The organism is Streptomyces sp. SID3343 (assembly GCF_009865215.1).
In the GTDB taxonomy this organism is placed as follows: domain Bacteria; phylum Actinomycetota; class Actinomycetes; order Streptomycetales; family Streptomycetaceae; genus Embleya.
This window is the reverse complement of sequence record NZ_WWJX01001437.1, coordinates 1-3,166: the sequence shown is the minus strand read 5'-3', so window position 1 is coordinate 3,166 and position 3,166 is coordinate 1. Positions and strand designations below refer to the sequence as shown.

The 3,166-nt window shown below is 72.6% G+C and carries 2 protein-coding genes; both read right to left on the bottom strand.

The features are described from left to right. Positions 1-1,315, bottom strand: a 1,315-nt coding sequence (locus tag GT354_RS45935) for a N,N-dimethylformamidase beta subunit family domain-containing protein (RefSeq protein WP_346012486.1), incomplete at its 3' end; no start/stop codon positions are given. Positions 1,316-1,527: 212 nt separating this feature from the next. Beyond that, positions 1,528-2,997, bottom strand: a complete 1,470-nt coding sequence (locus GT354_RS45930; RefSeq protein ID WP_161363461.1) for a condensation domain-containing protein — start codon at positions 2,995-2,997, stop codon at positions 1,528-1,530. Positions 2,998-3,166: the final 169 nt, after the last annotated feature.

Sequence of the window (3,166 nt, the reverse complement as noted above, 5' to 3'; positions counted from 1 at the left end):
ACGCGAGCGCGACCACGCCGACGGCGGAACCGGCAAGCCGCCACGGCAGGTTCTGCCCGCACGCCTCGCGGTGCAGGAGTACGCCGTCGAGGTCGACCGCGAACAGGAACTCCTCGCAGTTGGTCAGCGCACGGATGTCGGCGACCCCGCCGATCACCTCCCACAGCGGTTGTCGCGCGGCGCCGAGCCGGTCGAGGACGTTGCGGGTGATCCGGTCGACCACCGGATCCGTGAGCGTGCTGCCCCAGTTGATCGTGCCGGTGTTGAACACGGTGCCCCGGCCGAGGTCGAACGTCCCCAACACCGCGTCCCCGCCCTGCCCGTAGCGGGCCCAGTGCCGCAGATCGGCGGTGGCCAGCACGACGAACGACGGCGGCGTGCCGTCCCGCCCGGTCACCCGCGGCACGCCCGCGGTCCATTCCAGCTCGGCCGCGTCCGTCTCGTAGCCCAGCGAACCCTGCGCGAACTTGTCGCCGTCGGCGAGACCGGTCCCCTCGAACACCCAGTGATCGGCGAACCGTGCCGTGTAAGCCTCCTCGCGCATCACCCGCATGCCTTCGCCCCACGCCCCCGCGCCGCGCCGAAAGCTGAGCCCGGTCATCGCGTTCTCGGGCCGGTTCACCGGCGCGCTCGACCACTCGACGGTGACCCGCTCGGGGTCGAGCGCCGACATCGGATCGGCGACCGCGTCGCGGTGGCACACCATCGTGCGGCCGTCGTCTTCCAGGCGCATCTGCCACCACGACGTATTGGCCCCGAAGATCGCCAGGTTGCCGCCTCGACGGACGAACTCCTCGACTGTGTCCCGCTGTTCCTTCGACCAGTATTCGTCGTGACCGTTGACCACGAGGAGTCGGTAGTAGCGCAGGAGGTCGCCGCCGGCGTGCAGATCCAATCCCGAACAGAATTCCACCCGGCGGCCGGTGGCGGGCAACCAGCGCAGGAAGCCCTCCTCCCAGCGCTCGGGCGCCGGGCCGCCGCCGGGGCGGTCGAAGGTCACCCTCGCGGCCCGGTCGGGCTGTTCGGCGTAGTACAGGCCCTGCCCGGGCTCGCCCGCGCGGTTGTACGCCTGCCACGTCGCGAACGGCACGCTCACCAGCGTGCGCGCGGACGCCCCCGGCCGGGCCGCGCGGACCACGAACCACACCTCGTGCGTGCTCGCGTCGCCGGTGGGCGTGCCGTCGTCGAACGTCGCGCGATAGAGCGAACTCGCCCACGTGGCCGGTATGTCCAGGGCCCACACGGGACCCGTCACGGATGTCCGCAACACCACCCGGTCGGTGGTCGCGTCCGCCACCGTGACCGAGCCGCGCACGACAGGGTACTCGCGTGCATCGCGTTCGTCCCCGGCACCGACAACACCGCCAGCACCGACAGCGCCGACAGCACCGCCTTTACCGCCCCGACCGCTCACACCGCCCCCACTGCCCCCGCCACCGACACGGCCCGCGGCGCGCGAGTCGGTGAGGTGGAAGTCGAGCCGGCCGCCCTGTGGTACCGACGTCGCCCCGGCGTACGCGAGCACGCTCATCCGACCCGCTCCACGAATCCGCTCAGCGCGCCGATCGGCAGCTCGCGGTCCGTCGCGGCGCGTACCACGAGGTCTTCGAGCGCCAGCAGGTGCGCTTCGAGCGCGGTGACCGGCAGATACGCGGTGTCGCCCGTCACCGTGACCGAGAGCGCGTCCCCCGCGCCGACCACGTGCATGCAGTAGCGGCACGCGATGAACTCGTGGCCGCCCGCGGGCTCCACCCGGCTGTCCGCGCGCGCGGCATCGAGATCGGCCGCGCTCGGCGGTGGCCCCGGCGCCGGTGGGCGGTCCACCAGGCGCATGTCGTTGAAGCAGCAGAACGGCTTGATCGGGGTGCCGCGTTCGTCGGCGATCCGCGCCATCAGGTCGTTCCAGCGATCCGGGTCGTAGCCGGCGCTGCGGTACGAGCGCAGCGCTGCCTGCCACGCGGCCGGCAGCGACTCGGTGAAGGTCGCCTCCCGGTCCAGGTCCAGCACGAACAGGCCCTCCTGGGACAGCGTCGAGACCAGGTCGCGGCTGTCCGCACGGAAGCGGTTGGCGACGATCGGCAACACCACGGCGGTGTCGTGTCCTCCCGCGCGCGCGGTCAGGGTCGCGGCGCCGGCGAGGAGCACCGCCGAGGGGCTGATCCGGTGCGCGAGGGCGACCGCATCGGCGGCCCGGGCCAGCGCGGTGGAGACCAGCCGCACGGTCCGAAAACGCGGCTCGGCGGCTTCGGCGCCGTCACCACACGCCGCGTTGGCACCGCGGCCACCGGCCACGATCACCGGCTCGGCGAACACCGTCGGCGCGATCCGCCGATAGTGCGTCTCCCAGTGCGCGAGCGCCGCACCGCCTCTGCGCAGACCGAGCGGCGAAGCCTGCTCGTGCGCGAGGTCGAGCGGACCGGAGGTGACCGGCCGCCCGGCCGAACCACGCCGGATCAGCAGCCGCAAGTCGCGTACCAGCACCTCCAGTCCGTGCCCGTCGGTGGCGACATGGCACAACGCCAGGGCCACGTGCGTGACGCGGCCGGCGTGCACGATCAGGCCCGCCCGCAGCGGCCACGCGTGGAAGTAGTCGAAGCGGTCCGCCCCGAGCCGTTCGGCGAGCGCGTCGGCGGCCAGGCCGCAGTCCTCGACCAGGGTCGAGTGGAAGACCTCGACCGCCAGCATGCCGGACGTGTGCCGGACCTGCCGGGGCTCGGGCTCCTCGGCCACCAGCCGGGTCCGCAGCGCCTGGTGACGCTCCATCAGCAGCCCGAGCGCGGCGGTGACCCCCTCGACGTCCACCGGCCGACCGCGGCCCGCGAGCGAAAGAACTCGGGTCATGTTGAAGTATTGGTCGCCGGGCGCGGTTCGCCGGATGGCCTGCCAGATGGCCCGCTGACCCCACGTCAGAGACGCCGGCTCCGACGTCGCGCCGGCCACCGCGAACGCCGCGACGGCGGGCCCGGAGTCGACCACCGGCGCGCTGCCCTCAGCCATCACCCACCGCCACGCCGTGTCTGCCGAGTTGGTCGACGAGCGTGTCCAGGTTTTCCACGAAGCCGAGATCGTCGTCCAGATCGAAAACCACCTCGAACTCGCTTTCCAGCGCGTCGATCAGGCGTAGATAGGTGAGCGAGCCCACCCCGGCGGCGGTGAGCGATCCGTC